Annotated in this window: 4 protein-coding genes; 3 read left to right on the forward strand and 1 reads right to left on the reverse strand. The window is 61.4% G+C overall.

Annotated features, from left to right (window positions below; all coding sequences use genetic code 11):
- Positions 1-36 precede the first annotated feature (36 nt).
- Entirely contained in the window at positions 37-1,320 is a 1,284-nt protein-coding gene (gene entS / locus ADK28_RS04445; RefSeq protein ID WP_033648343.1) for an enterobactin transporter EntS, read from the forward strand.
- 4 nt (positions 1,321-1,324) lie between these two features.
- On the opposite strand, the gene ADK28_RS04450 is transcribed toward entS, so the two are convergent.
- On the reverse strand, positions 1,325-1,684 hold the full coding sequence (locus ADK28_RS04450) for a winged helix-turn-helix transcriptional regulator (RefSeq protein ID WP_048794992.1): 360 nt from the start codon (positions 1,682-1,684) through the stop codon (positions 1,325-1,327).
- 101 nt (positions 1,685-1,785) lie between these two features.
- Here ADK28_RS04450 and ADK28_RS04455 point away from each other — a divergent pair, with 101 nt between their 5' ends.
- Positions 1,786-2,340, forward strand: coding sequence for an NAD(P)H-dependent oxidoreductase (locus ADK28_RS04455; protein ID WP_033640278.1), 555 nt, complete (start codon positions 1,786-1,788; stop codon positions 2,338-2,340).
- A gap of 91 nt (positions 2,341-2,431) precedes the next feature.
- Positions 2,432-3,082 (forward strand): LysE family translocator, encoded by a 651-nt coding sequence (locus tag ADK28_RS04460; RefSeq protein ID WP_028127429.1) that lies wholly within the window; start codon positions 2,432-2,434, stop codon positions 3,080-3,082.
- Positions 3,083-3,121 lie beyond the last annotated feature (39 nt).

The following is a 3,121-nucleotide window of genomic DNA, read 5'->3' on the forward strand; positions in this document are numbered from 1 at the left end:
ATCGCCGCCGTTTTTGTTGCTGCTGGCGTCGTCGCTATGGCCAGACCTTCTTTTTTTCTTGATTTCAGTTTGCTGAGAAGCAATGCGCATTTCCGCGCGATTTTCTGCGCCCGCATGCTGTCGGTGTTTTCCCTCGGCATGCTGGCGGTGGGGGTGCCGATTCAGATCCAGGCGATGACCGGCTCCACGTTGCAGGTGGGGGTCGCGGTGGCGCTGGACGGCGTGGGCATGTTTATCGGCCTGATGTTGGGCGGGGTACTCGCCGATCGCTACGATCGCCGTAAGCTGATCCTGTTTGCGCGCGGCACCTGCGGGCTGGGGTTTGTCGCCCTGAGTCTGAACGCCTTCGCCCCGGCGCCTTCGCTATGGGCGCTCTACCTGCTGGCGGCCTGGGACGGCTTCTTCGGCGCGCTGGGCATGACGGCGCTGATGGCGGTGATCCCGCTGCTGGTCGGGCGTGAAAACCTGGCGGCGGCGGGGGCCTTGAGCATGGTGACGGTGCGCATCGGCGCGATCCTGGCGCCGGCGCTGGGCGGGATTATCATCGTGTTCGGCGGCGTCGGTCTCGCCTTCGCCGTCGCGGCGGCAGGGACGCTGGGCACCCTTGTGCCGCTGGTGCGCTTGCCGACGCTGTTGCCGCAGCAGCAGGAGCCGGAACATCCGCTGCGCGCGCTCGCCAGCGGCTTCCAGTTTGTCTGGCGCAATAAGGTGGTCGGCTCGGTGGTGCTGCTGGGGATGCTGATGAGCATCGTCGGCGCCGTCAGGGTGCTGTTCCCGGCGCTGGCGCAGGATGCTTACCACGTCGGCGCGTCCTCTATCGGCCTGATGTATTCCGCGGTGCCGCTCGGCGCGATGCTGGGCGCGCTGACCAGCGGCTGGGTGGGGCGTTTCTCTCGCCCTGGCGTGCTGATCCTGGTCGCCGCCATCGTCGCGTTCACCGCCATCGCTTCGCTGGGGCTGTTCAGCCACCTGGCGCCGGCGCTGCTGGCGCTGGTGTGCTACGGCTACGCCAACGCTATCGCCTCACTTCTGCAGTTCATGCTGATCCAGAGCAACACGCCGGATCATCTGCTGGGGCGGGTGAATAGCCTCGGCACCGCGCAGGACGTGACCGGCGATTCGATCGGCGCGCTGGGGCTCGGCGTACTGGGCAGGGTATTTACCCCGTTGATGAGCGTGCTGTCGTTTGGCGCATTCGCCGCTGTGCTCGGCGTGCTGGTGGCTTTCAGCGTGCGCACGCTGCGCCAGTGCCGGCCGGCGGACGCGCTGGTTGAGCACGATGAACCCGCGCCGGCAACCTCAGCGGCGGCGGACAACTAACCCCTCACGGCACCGGCGGCTCCGGCCGGTGCTGCTCCCCCCAGTTGCACATCATGTCGATCACCGGGATCAGCGAACGCCCGCGCTCGGACAGGCTGTACTCCACCTTGGGCGGGATCTGCGGATACTCCTTTCTCACCACCAGGCGATCTTTTTCCAGCTCTTTCAGCGTCGAACTCAGCGTTTTGTACGAAATAGTGCCGACGCAGCGCTGCAGTTCGTTGAACCGCAATACCGGCTTATACAGCGCCAGCCAGTAGAGAATAATCATTTTATATTTGCCGTTGATCACCGACAGGGTGTAGCCATAGCCGGTGTCTTCGAGGCTGATGCCCGTTGGGCTGCAGCGGGATTCGGCGGTCATTTACACTTTCTCCAGGGTAAGTATGTGTCGTGAGTGTGCGTATTTTACATTCTGTCAGCATACCCTAAGATGCGTCGAAACACCTGACTGGAGAGATCAGTATGAAAACCTTGGTGGTAGTAACACATCCCGATATGGCGAACTCGGTGGTCAACAAACGTTGGCTGGAGGAACTGCGCCGTTATCCGGCGCTGTATACCGTGCACGAACTGCATCAGGCCTACCCGGACTGGCAGATCGACGTCGCCAAAGAACAGCAGTTGATTGAAGCGCATGACAACATCGTGCTGCAGTTCCCGATTTACTGGTTCAGCAGCCCGCCGCTGCTGAAAAAATGGCTGGACGACGTGCTCACCTACGGCTGGGCCTACGGTTCCCGCAGCGGCTATAAGATGCAGAACAAGAAACTGGCGCTGGCGGTCACGGCGGGCGTGCGCGCAGAAGATTACGCGCGCGACGGGCGTTATCGCTACTCGCTGGAGGAGATCTTCCGGCCGTTTGAAGTGACCGCCGATTACGTGCGGGCCGACTATGCTTCGTTCTTTGCCTTTTACGGCAAGGAAGCCGCTTCGGACGGGACGGTGGAGCCGCTGCAATCCCACGAATTGGATCGCAGCGCGCAAGGCTATCAGGCATTTCTCGCCGCCCTGAATTAACGACACGCCCCGGATGCGTCTGATAGTGCTGTTGCGAATGTCCGGGGAGGAATATGATTGCCGTATTCTTTGACTCGCCGGTGATAACCCCATGCCTTCAGCCGAAACGTTTATTGCTTTTCTTGTTGCACTCACCCTTCTGGAACTCTCTCCCGGACCGGATATGATGCTCACGCTGGCCCGGGGTATCGGCCAAGGCCGTCGCATCGCGCTGCTCAATGTTTTCGGCATGGTTTTTGTCGCCGGTATGGTGCAGGTTTCCATGCTGGTGCTCGGCCTCGCCACGTTGCTGCATAGTTATCCGCTGGCGTTGGACGTATTGCGTTGGGTTGGGGCCGCCTATCTGGTCTGGCTGGGGATAAAAATGCTGAAGGTAAGCCGGCAGCGTTCCGATGCCGTGCTGAAACCCCGGATGATGACCGGGTGGCAGGCGGTGAAAGAAGGGGCGATTAACAGCCTGACCAACCCTAAGTCGCTGCTGTTCATGTTTGCTTTCCTCCCGCAGTTTGTTAACCCTGAAACCGGGCCGGTTTGGTTGCAATTGCTCGTTTTAGGTTCCATTCAAAAGCTGGCCGGGATCCTTTCGCTGGGCTCTGTCGCTATGGCCTCCGGCACCGTGGGGCAATGGCTCGCCCGCAATCCCCGTTTGTTGGTCTGGCAGCAGCGATTTACGGGCGTGGTCATGATGGGATTGGGCGCCAAACTCCTCCTCGGGGGCGGCGCTGTGTCAGCGCCGCGATAAGGGGAGCGGCTCGCGCTATTTCAGGTGAATGCTAAAGCC

It is taken from the genome of Serratia sp. 506_PEND (genome assembly GCF_001076875.1).
Lineage (GTDB): Bacteria > Pseudomonadota > Gammaproteobacteria > Enterobacterales > Enterobacteriaceae > Serratia > Serratia marcescens.